Annotated in this window: 11 protein-coding genes; 9 read left to right on the top strand and 2 right to left on the bottom strand. The window is 71.7% G+C overall.

Going from position 1 to position 15,702, the window contains the following annotated elements; genetic code table 11:
- Nucleotides 1-5: 5 nt before the first annotated feature.
- The 4 genes from ACGFH9_RS26605 (at nucleotide 6) to wrbA (ending at nucleotide 2,451) form a co-directional block, all read left to right on the top strand.
- The gene (locus ACGFH9_RS26605) at nucleotides 6-488 is read left to right on the top strand and encodes a nuclear transport factor 2 family protein (RefSeq protein WP_393224363.1); all 483 of its coding nucleotides are present in this window, start codon (nucleotides 6-8) and stop codon (nucleotides 486-488) included.
- A gap of 124 nt (nucleotides 489-612) precedes the next feature.
- On the top strand, nucleotides 613-1,005 hold the full coding sequence (locus ACGFH9_RS26600) for a DUF4190 domain-containing protein (protein ID WP_393224360.1): 393 nt from the start codon (nucleotides 613-615) through the stop codon (nucleotides 1,003-1,005).
- 61 nt (nucleotides 1,006-1,066) lie between these two features.
- On the top strand, nucleotides 1,067-1,558 hold the full coding sequence (locus ACGFH9_RS26595) for a DUF3037 domain-containing protein (protein ID WP_393224358.1): 492 nt from the start codon (nucleotides 1,067-1,069) through the stop codon (nucleotides 1,556-1,558).
- 275 nt (nucleotides 1,559-1,833) lie between these two features.
- A complete protein-coding gene (wrbA, locus tag ACGFH9_RS26590) occupies nucleotides 1,834-2,451 on the top strand; it encodes an NAD(P)H:quinone oxidoreductase (RefSeq protein ID WP_355246852.1) in 618 nt (205 codons plus the stop codon).
- Nucleotides 2,452-2,556: 105 nt separating this feature from the next.
- Here wrbA and ACGFH9_RS26585 read toward each other — a convergent pair whose 3' ends face one another.
- Entirely contained in the window at nucleotides 2,557-4,461 is a 1,905-nt protein-coding gene (locus ACGFH9_RS26585; protein ID WP_393224354.1) for an anthranilate synthase family protein, read from the bottom strand.
- A 263-nt stretch (nucleotides 4,462-4,724) separates the two neighbouring features.
- Between ACGFH9_RS26585 and ACGFH9_RS26580 the strand changes: the two genes are divergently transcribed.
- The 3 genes from ACGFH9_RS26580 to ACGFH9_RS26570 all read left to right on the top strand — a co-directional run bounded on the left by ACGFH9_RS26580 (nucleotide 4,725) and on the right by ACGFH9_RS26570 (nucleotide 9,199).
- Nucleotides 4,725-6,137 carry an FGGY family carbohydrate kinase gene (locus tag ACGFH9_RS26580; RefSeq protein ID WP_393224351.1) on the top strand — a complete coding sequence of 471 codons (1,413 nt, stop codon included), beginning with the start codon at nucleotides 4,725-4,727 and terminating at the stop codon, nucleotides 6,135-6,137.
- Between the two features lie 99 nt (nucleotides 6,138-6,236).
- The gene (locus tag ACGFH9_RS26575) at nucleotides 6,237-8,780 is read left to right on the top strand and encodes a nitrate- and nitrite sensing domain-containing protein (RefSeq protein WP_393224348.1); all 2,544 of its coding nucleotides are present in this window, start codon (nucleotides 6,237-6,239) and stop codon (nucleotides 8,778-8,780) included.
- Between the two features lie 5 nt (nucleotides 8,781-8,785).
- Nucleotides 8,786-9,199 (top strand): roadblock/LC7 domain-containing protein, encoded by a 414-nt coding sequence (locus ACGFH9_RS26570; protein WP_323178473.1) that lies wholly within the window; start codon nucleotides 8,786-8,788, stop codon nucleotides 9,197-9,199.
- 77 nt (nucleotides 9,200-9,276) lie between these two features.
- On the opposite strand, the gene ACGFH9_RS26565 is transcribed toward ACGFH9_RS26570, so the two are convergent.
- Nucleotides 9,277-10,620, bottom strand: a complete 1,344-nt coding sequence (locus ACGFH9_RS26565; protein WP_393224345.1) for a GH1 family beta-glucosidase — start codon at nucleotides 10,618-10,620, stop codon at nucleotides 9,277-9,279.
- 834 nt (nucleotides 10,621-11,454) lie between these two features.
- Between ACGFH9_RS26565 and ACGFH9_RS26560 the strand changes: the two genes are divergently transcribed.
- Nucleotides 11,455-14,361: a glycoside hydrolase family 48 protein gene (locus ACGFH9_RS26560; protein ID WP_393224342.1), complete on the top strand. Its 2,907-nt coding sequence runs from the start codon at nucleotides 11,455-11,457 to the stop codon at nucleotides 14,359-14,361.
- 435 nt (nucleotides 14,362-14,796) lie between these two features.
- Nucleotides 14,797-15,684 (top strand): phosphatase PAP2 family protein, encoded by an 888-nt coding sequence (locus ACGFH9_RS26555; protein ID WP_393224340.1) that lies wholly within the window; start codon nucleotides 14,797-14,799, stop codon nucleotides 15,682-15,684.
- Nucleotides 15,685-15,702 lie beyond the last annotated feature (18 nt).

Below are 15,702 nucleotides of genomic sequence, written 5' to 3'. Positions count from 1 at the left end.
CAGCCATGAGCAGTGACGCCTCCGACGAGACCGAACCACCGCGGCACCCGTTGCCGCCCTTCACCGACCAGAGCGCGCGGATCAAGGTGCAGGCCGCCGAGGATGCCTGGAACACCCGCGACCCGCAGCGCGTCGCCGCCGCCTACACACCCGAGAGCGTGTGGCGCAACCGGTCGACGTTCGTCACGGGTCGCCGGGAGATCGAGGAGTTCCTGACCGACAAGTGGAAGCACGAACGCGAGTACGCGCTGCGTAAGCAGCTCTGGGCGTTCCACGAGAACCGCATCGCCGTACGGTTCCAGTACGAGTGGCACGACGCCACCGGCCAGTGGTGGCGGAGCTACGGCAACGAACAGTGGGAATTCGACGCCCGCGGTTACATGGCCCGGCGTGAGGCCAGCATCAACGACGTACCCATCACCGTCGAGGAGCGTCGCATCTTCGGCCCGAGGGCGACCGGGGACGACTCCGACCTGCCGCTTCGCTGACCTGACCTGGGGGCCCGCGCCTGGATCGCGCCGACAGATCGTGGCGACACGAGGCGTAACGGTGACCGTCGTGGGAATGCCGCCGGCCGGAAGTACGCGCGCCGCGCGTACGGAAGGGAGTCCCATGACTGCCGCAAGCGAGCCGGCCCGGGGTGCCGGCGTACCGGCCGATTCTCGGGCCCGTCGGGCGTCCACCGGCGCCAAGACCAGCGCGGCCGCCACTTTCGCCCTGGTCTTCGGGGTTGCCGGCCTGTTCAGCGTGCTGACCGCCATCCTCGCCTGGCTCGGGTTGGTGCTCGGCATCATCGGCATCGTCCTCGGCATCGTCGGGCTGAAGATGGCCCGCCGACCGGGCGTGACCGGCCGGGGCGTGTCCATCGGCGGCCTGGTGCTGAGCATCCTGGCGGTCCTGATCGGCCTGGGCCTCGCCGCGGGCATCACCACGTTCGTCAACAACGAGAACGCGGTGGACCGCCTCCAGAACCAGGTCAACAACCTGCGGGACAAGCTCGACTGACACCGAGCCGGGCGTGTGGGGGGCCAGGGCGTGCCACTGGCCCCCCAGTAGGGTGGACGGCGTGCTCCGCCAGGTCACCGCGATCCGCTACGTCACCCCACTGCGGGAGGGTGGCTCGCTGCCGGGCGTCGTCGAGGCCGACGACCTCGGCACGTACGTGGCGAAGTTCTCCGGCGCCGGGCAGGGGGGGCATCCGTTCGAGTACGCCGTCATCCGGCTGGTGCCCCGCGTGGAGCGCGGCGAGCAGATCAACGTGGGAGTGCTGCTCTACTGCCAGCAGCGCGACTTCCTGGCCGCGCGGACGCACCTGGACGCCGACCGGGTGCGCGCCCTCGCGCCCGACGTCGATCTGCCGGCGGTGGCCGCGGTGCTGGATTCTCTGGACCGGACCTGCTCCGGTGACGGGCCGGCCACCCGGATGCGGCTCGGCGAGCGGTTCCGGTGGCTGGCCGCGCCGCGCAGCACGATGATCCAGGCCGGGCCGGTGCACACCGGCCTCGCCGTCGACCCGGCGGCCGAGCTGGACCGGCTGATGGTGGCGCTGGTTCGCTGAGCGGGCCGGGCAGTGACCCCTGATCGCGCTGCGCCAGCGCCGTTGCCGGCGGAGCGCGATCCCCCGTTCAGGCGCCGGTGCCAGGGGGCGGCGGGATCGCGCGCCGGCACCGGTTGGCATCAGGATCGTCGTCCGCGCGGGCGACCGGATCGGAACGTCCGGGAACTTGCGGAAAACTTGAGACCGGACGGCCGGAAGCCACCGGTCTGTCGTTTGTCGCCGCGCCCCAGGGGTAGTCGCGGGAGCCGACCCGAGACGAGAAGGGGACACATCTGATGGCTGCCCAGACGAAGGTGGCGGTGATCTACTACAGCGCCACCGGCATCACCTACCAGATGGCGCAGGCCGCCTGTGAGGCCGCCGGGGAGGCCGGTGCGGACGTGCGCCTGCGCAAGGTGCGCGAGCTCGCCCCGGACGAGGCGATCCGCTCGAACTCCGGTTGGCAGGCGCACCACCTGGACACCCAGGACGTTCCCGAGGCGATGATCGACGACCTGGCGTGGGCCGACGTGGCGCTCTTCGGATCGCCCACCCGGTACGGCATGATCGCCGCCCAGCTGAAGCAGTTCATCGACACCACCGGACCGCTGTGGGCGCAGGGCGCGCTGGCCAACAAGGTCTACGCGGCCTTCACCTCCACGGCGACGTCGCACGGTGGGCAGGAGACCACGCTGACGTCGCTCTTCAACGTCTTCTACCACTGGGGCGGTGTCGTGGTGCCCCCCGGCTACACGGACTCCAGCCAGTTCATCGCCGGTAACCCCTATGGCGCGTCGCACACCAGCAACAACGGAGAGATCGCACCGGACGCGGTGGCGCTGGAGGCCTGCGGCCTCACCGCCCGCCGGGCAGTGCTGATCGGCACCGCGCTCAAGCAGGGCCTGGGCGGCTGACGAACGGGCGACCGGTGGCACGGGCGGGGGCTCTCGGCCCGCTCGCACCACCGGTCGCCCCAGCCCTACCCCGCGACGGTGGTAGTCATACCGGACGAGCCGCGGCTAGGCGTGGTGGGCCGCGCGCGACGCCGGCAACAGGTCGGCCAGCAACTCGGTCAGCACGGTCACCCCGTCCGGGCTGAGCACCGACTCCGGGTGGAACTGCACCCCGGCGAAGCCCTGCCCGCGCAGGGCGTGCACGGACCCGTCGCGTACGTCCCGGGCCAGCTCCACCGTCCCGTACGCGGTGTCCAGCCGGTCTATCTCGGCGCGGGCGGTGAACGAGGAGTAGAAGCCCACCCGGCGGGACCGACCGAACAACGCGACCTCCCGTTGCAGCCCCTGATAGGGCGCGTCCCGGCGGTTCAGGCGCAGCCCCAGCAGCCCGGCCAGCACCTGGTGCCCGAGGCAGACCGCGAGGGTGGGCCGGCCGGTCGCCAGCAACTCGTCCAGCAGTTCCCGCAGCGCCGCCATCTTCGGATCGTCCGGGCTGCTTGGATCACCCGGCCCGGGACCGGCCACCACCAGGTCGTACCCGTCCAGCGGACCGCCTTCGTGCCACGGACGTAGCGTGACGGCGAGACCCAGCGCGCCCAGTTGGTGTGCCAACATGCCGGTGAAGGTGTCCTCCGCGTCCACGATCAGCGCCCGCAGACCGACCAACCCCGGCAGGCCGGGCGCGTCCGGCGCCCGCTGGTCCAGCCAGAACCGGGCCAGCGGCGTGTTACGCGCGGCGAGCGCGTCGCGTACCTCCGGGTCGTCGGCCAGCCGCACGACCGGCCCGCGCTCGCCGACGGACGCCGCCGGGCCCAGGCCGAGCGCGGCCAGCACCCCGGCCGCCTTGGCGTGGGTCTCGGCCACCTCGCCGGCCGCCGTCGAATGCCGGACCAGGGTGGCACCCACCGGCACCCGCAGCCGGCCGGCGCCGGAGATCTCGGCGGTACGGATCAGGATCGGCGCGTCGAGCGTCTGCCGGCCCGCGTCGTCGTGACCGAGCAGCGCCAGCACGCCCGCGTAGTAGCCCCGACCCCGGCGCTCGTGCCGCGCGATCACCCGACAGGCGTTCTCCATCGGACTGCCCGTCACGGTGGGCGCGAACATCGTCTCCCGCAGCACCTCCCGCACGTCGCGGGTGCCCCGCCCGGCGAGCAGGTACTCGGTGTGGGCCAGGTGCGACATCTCCTTGAGGTACGGGCCGATGACCTGACCGCCGTGCTCGGCGACGGTCGCCATCATCTTCAGCTCCTCGTCGAGCACCATGTACAGCTCCTCGATCTCCTTCGGGTCGGCGAGGAACCGCAGGAGCGCCGCCCGGTCCGGGGTGCCGCCGGCCGGTCGGAAGGTGCCGCTGATCGGGTTCATCATCACGAGCCCGTCGTCGACGCTGACGTGCCGTTCCGGGCTGGCGCCGACCATGGTCCGGGTGCCGGTGTGCACCACGAACGTCCAGTAGGCGCCGCGCTCGGCGACCAGCAGCCGGCGCAGCGCGGCCAGCGCGGCCACCAGCGGCGCGCCCTGCACGGTGGCGTGCAGGGTGCGGTGGATGACGAAGTTGGCGCCCTCGCCGCGACCGATCTCGTCGGTGAGCACCTGCTGCACGATCCGCGCGTACTCCTCGTCGCTGACGTCGAACGCGGCGTCCCGGGTGCGGACCGGCTCGTCGGGCAGCGCGACCAGGGCCTCGGCCAGCGGAATCCACCCGTGTTCGCGGACCTGGAGGCACTCCAGCGGGGCGTCGTCGTCGACGCAGGCGAAACCGCGCTCGGCGATCTGCCGGTACGGCACCAGGGCCAACGTCTGCGCCCCGGGCGCGCCCGGGGGCAGCGGGATGTCGGCCAGCCGGTCGACGACGGCGACGGGGCCGGTGAAGAGTTCCAGGTCGTCGGCGCCCTCGCGGCGCAGCAGCGCGAAGGGGCCGGGGTCGTCGCCGCGGGAGATGGCGGCGAGCAGGTCGGTCAGGCTGGTCATCGTGGTCTCCGTGGATGCCGGGTGCCGCCAGTGGGGGCGGCCATCCGGGCCGGAGATCCGGCGGTCGCCTCGATGGCGGCCGCGTGGGTGAAGCTACGCGCGGGAGGTGGCCGCCGGGTCGGCGGGCCACCAGGAGGTTGGGTGCGCGAGCATGCGGTTCACCTTACGCGGTCACGGCCCGACCCGGGACCCCTTCGGACGTACGGGTGTGCCGGGGCGGACCACGGTCCGCGCCAGGCCGGCACCGGGTAACTTGACCGGCGATGAACATTCTCGCACTCGACCTGGGCACCTCCTCCGTACGTGGGCTGGTGCTGGACGGGGCAACCCGCCCGCTGCCCGGCGCCCTGGCCCGGCGGAAGGTCCGACTCGCAATCGGGGACGACGGCACGGGCACCCTCTCCGGTCCCGACTACCTCGCCTGCCTCATCGAGTGTCTGGACGAGCTGGCGGAGGCGGGGCACCTGCACGACGTCGACATGGTGGCGACGTCCGCGCAGTGGCACTCGGTGCTGCCGCTCGACCGCGACGGCACTCCGCTGGGCCCGGTCGTCACCTGGCTGGACACCCGTCCCACGCCGGTCGGCGACACGTCCGGCCCGGCCGACCCGGACGGCTTCCACCAGCGCACGGGCTGCTGGTGGCACCGCTCCTACTGGCCGGTGCGCCTGCCCTGGCTGCGGGAACAGTCCGGCACTCCGATCGCCCGGTTCGTCGGCCTCCCGGAGTACGTGCTGGGTGAGCTGCTCCAGACAGCGCCCATGTCGGTCTCGCAGGCGTCCGGCACCGGTCTGCTCGACCTCGCCACCCTGCGCTGGGACGAGGAGGCGTTGACGCTGGCCGGCGCGCGACCCCGCGACCTGCCGTCCCTCGGCGAGTTGGACTGGCACGGCCGGCTACGTCCCGACCGGGCCCGCCGCTGGCCGCAGTTGGCCGAGGCCCGCTGGGCGCCGCCGGTGGGCGACGGCGGGGCGTCCAACGTCGGCTCGGGCTGCGCCGACCCGAGCCGGGCCGCGGTCACGGTCGGCACCTCCGCCGCCGTACGCCTGATGCAGCGCATCCCGGCCGGCGAGCCGCTGCCGCGGCTGCCCGAACGCCTCTGGCGCTACCGGGTCGACCACGACCACGTGGTGACCGGGGCGGCGTACTCCAGCGGCGGCAACCTGTTCGCCTGGGCCAACCGGGAGCTGCGGCTGCCCGAGGGGGACGAGTTGGACGCGGCGCTGGCGTTGGTGCCGGTGGCTGGTGGCCGGCCGGCCGATCCCCGTTTCGGCGGTGACCGGGCACCCGGGTTGGCGCCGGCCGGCACCGGCGAGCTGCGCGGTCTGAGTTTCAGCACCACGGCGGTGGACATCCTGGCCGGGCTGATGCAGGGACTGTGTGGTCTGGTCGCCGAGGACCTCGCGGTGCTGGAGTCCACGATCGACAAACCGGTCGGGGTGGTGCTGGGCGGCGGCGCGGTGGCCGCGTCGGTGTGGTGGCGGCAGGCGTTCGCCGCCGCGCTCGCGCCGCGCCCGGTGTCGCACCAACGCAACCCGGAGATCGGTGCGACCGGTGCCGCGTTGGTGGCGCTGGGGCGCTTTGGTGCGGCGGCGGCGCTCGCCGACATCGGCCGGACGGACGAGCTGGTTTTACCGCACCCGACAGGACGTTCCCACCCGCAGTATCCTTCCTGAACTTTCGGCCTGCCCGGGCCGTTGACAGTGTCACCGAGCCTGGTTGGATGGACTCCGCTCCCCGGGTCGCGGTGGACGCGGCAGGACGGAGGAGGCAGGGTGGCGGCAGGTCCCGACCCGGCGACTGGTGCGGTGTCGAACCACCGCCGGCGTCGTTTCGACGTCCGGGTCGTTCCGCATCGACGCCGCTCGCCGTTCCGACTGCGGGACTGGCGGATGAGCACCAAGCTGGCCACCGTGCTGCTGGTGCCGTCGATGGCGTTCCTCGTGCTCGCGGGCGTGCAGACCAGCACACTTGTCGGGCGAACGGCCACGCTGAACGACTTCTCCCAGCAGGTCGGCATCGGTCGGCAGATCACCGCCGTGGTCGACCAGCTCCAGCAGGAGCGGGACCGTTCGGCGGGTGAGCTGGGGGAGCTGCGCCGTGGTGGCGACCGGGAGTCGGCGGCCACCGCCCTGCGGCCGTTGCAGTCGGCCACCGACCGCGCCGTCGAGGACCTGCGCCAGGCGGCCGAGCCGTTGGCCGACGCCGACGCCTCCTGGCGGGTGGCCTTCTCCGAGGTGCTCGAGGCGTACGACCAGGTGATCGACATCCGACCGGCCATCCCGCCGGCGGTGCTCAGCAACGACACCATCCTGAGCAACTACCACCGGGCGGTCGACGCGCTGCTGGACCTGCTCGCCGAGCCGACGCCGGGCCAGGACCAGCCGGGGTTGAGCGACGCCGTGCTGCGCTACGTCCAGATCGCCCGGGTCAAGGAGCTGTCCTCCCGGGTCCGGGGGCAGCTCTACGCCGCCGCTCGGGCCGGTCGGTACGGCACCGAGGACCGGGTGATCCTCTCCGACCTGCGCGCCCAGCAGCTCACCGCGCTCGGCGCGTTCCGGGTGTCCGCCACCAGCGACCAGATCCGGCGGTACGACGAGACCTCGGTGAACCCGATGTTCCAGGTCGCCACCCGCCTGGAGGAGCGCAGCCTGCCGGTGGGCGACGCGGCGCCGGAGGTGCTGCCCTCGGAGCAGTGGTGGTCGGCGAGCCAGCAGCGTCAGGAGCTGCTGCGGCAGGTCGAGGCGAGTGTGCTCGACGACGCGGTGCGCCAGGCCGACGATGCCAGCAGTGGCCAACTGCGGACCACCCTGCTGGTGGTCGGTGGCGTCGTGGCGGTGCTGTTGGTCGCCCTGCTGATCTCCCTGCTGGTCGGGCGGTCGGTCGCCCGGTCGATGCGGCTGCTGCGTAGCCAGGCGCTGCGGATCGCGCAGGTGGAGCTGCCCGACGCGCTGGACCGCCTCCGTACCGTCACCGGTGGCGTGCCGAGCATCGACGTGGCGCCGGCGGTGGTCCGGTCGCTCGACGAGATCGGTGAGCTGGCCGAGGCGTTCGTCGCGGTGCACCGCAGCGCCGTGACGGTCGCCGTCGAGCAGGCGCTGATGCGTCGCAACGTCAACGCGATGTTCGTCAACCTGGCGCGCCGCAGCCAGGTGCTCGTGGAGCGTCAACTGGAGCTGCTCGACGACTTGGAGCGTGAGGAGAGCGACCCGGACCAGTTGGAGAACCTGTTCAAGCTCGACCACCTGGCCGCCCGCATGCGCCGTAACGACGAGAGCCTGCTGGTGCTGGCCGGTACGGATTCCACCCGCCGGTGGAACCGCCCGGTGGGTCTGGGCACCGTGCTGCTGGCCGCTGCCGCCGAGATCGAGCAGTACCAGCGGGTACGGCTGGAGTCGATGGGCGCCGTCAACGTGGTCGGGCACGCGGTCGGTGAGCTGGTGCACCTGCTGGCCGAGCTGCTGGAGAACGCCACGGCGTTCTCGCGTCCGGACACGTCCGTCGTGGTGACCGCCCGGGTCGAGGCGTCCTCGGCGCTGATCGAGATCGTCGACGACGGCCTGGGCATGAGCTCGGCCGCGCTGGCCGAGGCCAACGCGGTGCTGGCCAGCCCGCCGGCCGCGGACGTCGCGGCGGTCGAGCGGATGGGCCTGTTCGTGGTGAGCCACCTGGCGAGCCGACTGGGCGTGCGGGTACAGCTCGAAGGACGCCACGGTGGCCTCGTCGCGCGGCTCGTGCTGCCGCCGACCCTGCTGGCGCCCGGCGGCACGGTGGAGCTGGATCCGCCGGCGTCCGCCCGGATGCTGGCGTCGAGCGCCGCGCGGGGTGCCGCGTCGCAGCGCACACCGGGGGCGTCTGCGCCCGACGGCGCCCGCGGGCCGGCCGCCGCGCCGCTGGACCTCCCGGTGGCCGGTCGTCCGCCGTCTGCCGCCGTGCCGCGCCAGACCCGTCCCGTGCCGGTACGCGCCGATGACGTCCTGTCCCCGACCGCTGCCTCCTCGAACGACGGCGGCTGGTGGTCCCGGCAGGGTCCGACCGGTCCGGCCGCCCCCGTCCAGCCCGTGCCGCCCGCCACGCCGGTGACGGCCGGCACGAACGAGCGAGGGCTTCCGGTACGCGTGCCGATGGCGCAACTCTCCGCGGTCACCCGCCCCGCCCAGCCGGGCTCGGCGTCGCCGCGCGCCGAACTCGACCCGGACGCGGTCGGTGGCATGCTGTCCCGGCTCTACAGCGGGGTACGGCGTGCCGAGACCGAGGACACCACCGAGATACCGGTGCCACCCTCGTGGGGGCACGACGAAGGAGGACGACGACAGTGACGACGTTGAGCCAGGAGGCACGTGACCTGAGCTGGCTGGTGAGCGCCTTCGCGGATCGTGTGCCGGGCGTGGCGCACGCGGTGGTGGTCTCCTCCGACGGACTGCTGGTGGCGATCTCCGACCATCTGCCCCGCGACCACGCGGACAAGCTCGCCGCGGTGACGTCCGGGCTGATGAGCATCACGGCGGGCGCGGCGCAGATGTTCGACGGCGACATCGTCAAGCAGACGGTGGTCGAGATGGGCCGGGGTTACTTCCTGGTGATGCAGGTGCGCGACGGGTCGATCCTGGCCACGCTCGCGGCCGGAGACGCCGACATCGGCGTGGTGGGCTACGAGATGGCGCGGTTGGCGAAGCAGGCGGGGGAGATGCTCACCCCTGCGCTGCGGGCGGAGTTGCAGCAGGCGCTGCCCCGCTGAGTCTTCCGGCCGTGACCCGGACGGTCACCGGCTCACCCGAGCCGAGCCGTCCGGGCCCGGCCGTCCGGGCGGCCCGTTCAGAAGCCGCCCTCGGCGATGACGGAGCGGTACCAGTGGGCGCTGCGCTTGAGGACGCGCCGCTGGGTCACGTAGTCCACGTAGACCAGGCCCCAGCGCTGCTCGTATCCCTCGTCCCACTCGAAGTTGTCGAGCATCGACCAGACATGGAAGCTCTCCAGCGGCACCCCGTCAGCGATGGCGCGGTGCGCGGCGGCCAGGTGGTCGCGCAGGAAGGTGATCCGGCCGCTGTCGTCGACGGTGTCGTCCGCGGCCAGGATGTCGGGGGTGGGCAGACCGTTCTCGGTCACGGTGAGCGGGATCGGGCCGTAGTCGCGGGTGACCCGGGTCAGGATGTCGTACATCCCGTCGGGGTAGATCTGCTGCCAGCCGGCCTCGGAGGTGGGCCAGCGGTGTTCGGTGGTGCCGTCGGCGGCGACGTAGATCGGGGTGTAGTACTGCACCGCCAGCAGGTCGATCGGCGATGAGATCACCGCCAGGTCGCCGTCGCGGATGCCGCGGACCATCCGGCTCTGCGGACCCAGGTCGGCCAGGACGTCCTGCGGGTAGCTGCCCTTGAGCAGCGAGTCGAGGTAGAGCCGGTTCTCGTAGCCGTCGTAGAGGTGTGCGGCGGCGGCGGCCTCGGGGGAGTCGTCGGTGGGGTAGCAGGGGTGCAGGTTGAGCGCGGGGCCGATCCGTGCGGTGCTGTCGGAGGCGCGGAGCGCGCGCACCGCGAGGCCGTGGGCGAGCTGCAGGTGGTGGGCGACGAGGTAGGCGGCGTCCGGGTCCTTCCGGCCGGGGGCGTGGTGACCCATGAGGTAACCGTTCTGCACGACGGTCTTGGGCTCGTTGATGGTGAGCCAGACCGGTACCCGGTCGCCGAGGGCCGTGAAGACGGCGTCGGCGTAGTCGGCGAAGCGGTGGGCGGTGTCGCGGGACTCCCAACCGCCGGCGTCCTGCAACGCCTGCGGCAGGTCCCAGTGGAACAGTGTCGCCATCGGGGCGATGCCGCGCTCGTGCAGGCCGTCGAGGAGTCGCCGGTAGAAGTCGAGCCCGCGCTGGTTGGGCTGGCCGCTGCCGTCGGGTTGGATGCGGGGCCAGGAGATCGAGAAGCGGTAGCTGCGCAGACCCAGGTCACGCATCAGGTCGAGGTCTTCGGCGTACCGGTGGTAGTGGTCGGCGGCCACGTCGCCGGTGTCACCGTTGCGGGTACGTCCGGGGAGGCGACTGAAGGTGTCCCAGACCGACTCGCCGCGGCCGTCCTCCTTCGCGGCGCCCTCGATCTGGTAGGCGGAGGTGGCCGCGCCCCAACCGAAGTCGCGGGGGAAGCGCAGCGGGCCGGCGGGCCCGGTAGGTATCGACATGGATTCTCCTCGTGGATACGGGGCCACCGCCGAGATTCGGGAGCGCTCCCAGGATAGGCCAGGAGCGCCCGACCCGGTCAGCCGGCCGTCACGGCGGCCGACGTTGGCGGGTCGAGGCGGATGAGGGCCCCGGACAGCGAACGAGGCCGACCGGGCGGCGCATCGCGCCTGTCCCGTCGGCCTCTTTTCCCATCGTGTACGGGGGTTTAGTGTGGGGACGGGGGAGGGCAACCCCCGTCCCCACCGTAACTGCACACGCACGGGCGGAATTGGGTCCTGCCGTGCGTGTCGCGCGGGAGCCGGGCCACGCGAGTGGCTCTGGTTCCACCTCCCTCCCTGTGGCGGGATGATGGCTGACGGCGGCGTCCGGGCTGGCCCGCCGTCGGCCTTCGGATGGTTCCCCGGGTCCGCCACGAGGACGGTCCCGGCGATCTTCCAGTTGGAACCTTTGTCGATGGAAGCGCTCCCATCGACCGATGTTGCGACTGTAACGCCCGTCACGTCTTTGTGAAAGACCCAAAACGAGATCGAAACAACTGGCGGATCCCGCCTCCTCCCCGCTTGTTGTGGGAGCGCTTCCATGGCAGACTGTCGATTCCACGCGACAGGAGCCAGATCGCGTGGTCGCGGGACCGCCGAGGGCAGCCGGCAGCACGACTACCGGTCACGGCACCCGAATCGCGGCCGGCGGGACCCCCCGCACGGGCCGCATCGCACCCCCGGCCGGGCCCGGGGCCACCACCTTCCCGGCGCCTCGAATCCCCGCGTACCACCACCTGTGGGCAGGCGCCTCGCCGGGAACAACCCGGCCTGGTCCGAGGAGACACCGCGCACATGAGACATCTGGCACGACGCCGTCGAGTGGCGATCCTCGCCGCCGCCGCGCTCGCCGTCGGCGGGGTGACCCTGCCCGCTGGCGCCGCGCAGGCCGCACCGGCCTGCGACGTGGTCTACGCGACCAACGACTGGAACACCGGCTTCACGGCCAACGTGACCATCAAGAACCTGGGCGACCCGATCAGCAACTGGACGCTCAAGTGGACCTTCCCGAACAGCGGCCAGCGGGTGACCCAGGGCTGGTCGGCCCGGTTCAGCCAGTCCGGCAGCGAGGTCACCGCGACCAACGAGTCGTACAACGGCAACCTCGGCACCGGGGCCTCCACCACCATCGGCTTCAACGGCTCCCACACGGGGAGCAACCCGAAGCCCACCTCGTTCACCCTGAACGGCACCCCCTGCAACGGCACCCCGGCCAACCAGCCGCCGACCGTCTCGCTCAGCCTGCCCTCCGGGCCGTTCACCGCGCCCGCGGACGTGCCGCTGACCGCGACCGCCAGTGACCCGGACGGGACGATCAGCAAGGTCGAGTTCTACCGCAACGGCCTGCTCATCAACACCGACACCACCGCGCCGTACTCCTACACGCAGGAGGACCTGCCGGCTGGCAGCTACACGGTGCAGGCCAAGGCCTACGACAACGCGAACGGCATCGGGGTCGCCGAGAAGTCGTTCACCGTCGGCGCCGCCAGCGGTCCGACCCTGATCGCCACGCCGTCCGCGGTGAGCGTCAACGAGGGTGGCACCTCCACCTTCAACCTCAGGCTCAGTGCCGCGCCGACGACAAGCGTGCCGGTCACCCTCACCCCCAGCGGGGACAGCGACGTGACGGTCTCGCCGAGCACCGTCACGCTGACGCCCACCAACTGGAACACCGGGGTCACCGTCACGGTCGCCGCGGCGGAGGACACCGACACCGTCGGCGGTAGCGCCACCATCACCGCGTCGGCCACCGGGCTCGCCTCGCTGGCGGTCGCCGCCACCGAGATCGACAACGACACCCCCGGCGGCGACAACGCCTACATCAAGAAGTTCCTCGACCAGTACGGCAAGATCAAGAACTCGGGTTACTTCAGCCCCGAGGGTGTGCCGTACCACTCGGTGGAGACGCTGATCGTCGAGGCGCCCGACCACGGTCACGAGACCACCTCGGAAGCGTTCAGCTTCTGGATCTGGCTCGAGGCCCAGTACGGCCGCGTCACCCAGAACTGGGCACCGTTCAACAACGCCTGGACGGTGATGGAAAAGTACATCATCCCGTCGCACGCCGATCAGCCAACTGCGGGCTCCGCCGGCACCCCGCAGTACGCCGCGGAGTACAACCTGCCCAGCCAGTACCCCTCGGCCCTGAACCCGAACATCGCGGTCGGGCAGGACCCGCTGCGCTCGGAGTTGCAGTCCACCTACGGCACCGGCGACATCTACGGCATGCACTGGCTGATGGACGTCGACAACACGTACGGCTTCGGTCGCTGCGGCGACGGCACCACCAAGCCGGCCTACATCAACACCTTCCAGCGGGGCACCCAGGAGTCGGTGTGGGAGACCATCCCGCAGCCGTCCTGTGACACCTTCAAGCACGGCGGTCAGTACGGCTACCTCGACCTGTTCGTCAAGGACACCGGCGCTCCCGCCAAGCAGTGGAAGTACACCAACGCGCCGGACGCCGACGCCCGTGCGGTGCAGGCCGCGTACTGGGCGCTGACCTGGGCCAAGGCGCAGGGCAAGCAGGCCGACGTCGCCGCCACCGTGGCCAAGGCCGCCAAGATGGGTGACTACCTGCGGTACGCGATGTTCGACAAGTACTTCAAGAAGATCGGCAACTGCGTCGGGGCCAGCACCTGCCCCGCCGGCAGCGGCAAGGACTCGGCGCACTACCTGCTGTCCTGGTACTACGCCTGGGGCGGCGCGTACGACACCAGCCAGAACTGGTCCTGGCGCATCGGCTCCAGCCACAACCACTTCGGCTACCAGAACCCGTTCGCGGCCTGGGCGCTGACCAACACGCCGGAGCTCAAGCCGCAGTCGTCGACCGCGGTCTCCGACTGGACCAAGAGCTTCGACCGGCAGCTCGAGTTCTACACCTGGCTCCAGTCGTCCGAGGGCGGCATCGCCGGTGGCGCGACGAACAGCTGGGACGGCAGCTACGCCCAGCCGCCGTCGGGCACGAGCACCTTCTACGGCATGTTCTACGACGTCGACCCGGTCTACAACGACCCGCCGTCGAACCAGTGGTTCGGCATGCAGGCGTGGTCGATGCAGCGGATCGCCGAGCTGTACCTGCAGACCGGCAACACGAAGGCCAAGGCGCTGCTGGACAAGTGGGTGCCGTGGGCCATCGCCAACACCACGCTCGGCACCAACTGGTCGATCCCGTCGGACATGAAGTGGACCGGCCAGCCGACCACCTGGAACCCGAGCAGCCCGCAGCCCAACACCAACCTGCACGTCGAGGTGATCAGCAAGGGCCAGGACGTCGGCGTCGCCGCCTCCTACGCCCGGATCCTGATCGCGTACGCGGCCAAGTCGGGCAACGCGGCGGCGAAGACCACCGCCAAGGGACTGCTGGACGCGCTGGACGCGGCCAGTGACTCGAAGGGTGTCTCCACCACCGAGACGCGTGGCGACTACAAGCGCTTCGACGACGTCTACGACGCCTCCAGCGGTCAGGGCCTGTACGTACCGCCGGGCTGGACCGGGAAGATGCCCAACGGCGACGCCATCGCCGCCGGGAAGAGCTTCCTGGACATCCGGTCGTTCTACAAGAACGACCCGGACTGGCCCAAGGTGCAGGCGTACCTGAACGGTGGCCCGGAGCCCACGTTCAACTACCACCGCTTCTGGGCCCAGGCCGATGTGGCCATGGCCTACGCCGACTACGGGAGCCTGTTCCCGAACGGCTGACAGCGACCCGGGATGGGTGGAGTGCCCCGCCCATCCCGGGGTTCGGCCGGGTCCGGGGGAACGACGGGACCCGGCCGGCGGACGGCCTGACACCCACGGTCAGGCCGGGGTGGGCCGGTCATCTGGCCAACGCAGCGGGTCGACCGGCCCACCCCACCGCCCGGACTGAAGACTGCCGCGAAAAAGCCCAGAAATTCCGGCTGTCGCGGGATCACACCGATGAGGATGACGGAGTAACGTACGTCACCGGAGAGGCCGCTCCCCCCGTGGCGGCCTCTCCACTCTTATGCCCGTCGGCGTTCCCGTCCGGCCGTCTCGTCGGGCCCGGCGCCCGGCCCGACCGGGTGGCGCAGCCCCGGGTGGCCCGGTGGCAAGGACCTAACCGGCGGGAGCCGGTGAGCCTCCGACCGACCGGCCCGGTACGGCCGCTACGGTGTGCGGATGCGCGCGACGGCACGGGGTTGGACCGCGGTCTGGTTGGTCGTGCTGGCCCTCGTCCAAGCGGTCGCCTTCCTCGCCGTCTGGCGGGTTGCCGTGCACACCGGGACCGGTCAGTGGGTCGACACGGTCGCCCTCACCGGTAACGAGATCGGTTACGACCGCATCGACGGGCCGGTGGACCGGATCCTCAATGCGATGTCGGTGGTGTCGCTGCTCGTCGCCACGGCGACGATCGGCTTCATCGCGCTCATCCGGGGGCGGACCGCCCTCGCGGTCGCCGCGACCCTGCTGATCGCCGGAGCCAACCTCTCCACCCAACTGCTCAAGTACGGGTTGGGCCGACCCGATTTCGGCGTCGACCCGGAACGCACCGCCGTAAGCAACAGCCTCCCCAGTGGTCACACCGCTGTCGCCGCGTCGGTGGCCGTGGCGCTGATGTTCGTCCTGCCCCGGAAGGTGCGAGCCGTCGGGGCGTTCGTCGGCGCGTTCTATGCCGCCGCCGCCGGGGTGGCCACTCTCTCCGCCGGTTGGCACCGGCCCAGCGACGCGGTCGCCGCCTACCTCGTGGTGGGTGTCTGGGCGGCGCTGGCCGGGCTGCTCCTGCCGATCACCCAACGGGAAGAGGCCCAGATCGAGCCGGGCGACGCGCACCGCCTCGCCGCCGTCGTGCTCGGCGTCGCCGGTGTGCTCGCCCTGGTCGCCTCCGGCGTGGCGCTGTCCTGGCTGGTGGACCTGCGCACGATCGGCCCGCAGGAGTTGTCCCGCCGACCGTTGTTCATCGCGTACGCGGGCAGCGCCGCCGGCATCGCCGGGACGATGTCGGTGGTGATGGCGCTGGCGCTGATCGTCGTGCACCGGTTGGTGCCCCGGGTGAAGGGCTGACCCGGCGGGCGTCCGGTG

Origin of the sequence: Micromonospora sp. NPDC049102, from assembly GCF_043197485.1 — a bacterium.
In the GTDB taxonomy this organism is placed as follows: domain Bacteria; phylum Actinomycetota; class Actinomycetes; order Mycobacteriales; family Micromonosporaceae; genus Micromonospora.
This window is presented reverse-complemented; position numbering and strand designations above follow the sequence as displayed.